This is a genomic window from Vibrio sp. 10N.222.55.C6 (assembly GCF_041473395.1).
GTDB classification, from domain to species: domain Bacteria; phylum Pseudomonadota; class Gammaproteobacteria; order Enterobacterales; family Vibrionaceae; genus Vibrio; species Vibrio crassostreae_C.
In genome coordinates, this window is the sequence record NZ_JBFRSD010000786.1 from 1 (window position 1) to 307 (window position 307).

Here is a 307-nt window from a genome sequence, read left to right on the forward strand (position 1 = left end):
TTTTATTCAATTATAAGAATTACACATGAAAAAATTTCAATTAGGCAAAACAAATACTTATAACGTTCCTTTAGATGGCTTCGACTGTATAAACAAGCACAACACAATCAGAGACATACCTAACCAGCCTGTAAAAGGAATCAGCTCACCGACAACACAGACGGCAAGCACCGCTGCAACTACTGGTTCAAACAGAGTCAGCAGATTGGCGCTACTCGCGGTCACGTGGCGTAAACCAAAACTGAACGCGATATAGCCCAAGCATTGTGGGATTAACGTCAGATAACTGATGACTAATACGTTAATC

The 307-nt window shown here is 40.7% G+C and carries 1 protein-coding gene; it reads right to left on the minus strand.

What is annotated here, in order from left to right; translation table 11 throughout:
* Window positions 1-57: 57 nt before the first annotated feature.
* Window positions 58-307 (minus strand): EamA family transporter (locus AB4486_RS26170; RefSeq protein WP_372119673.1); only part of this gene is annotated, 250 nt, incomplete at its 5' end.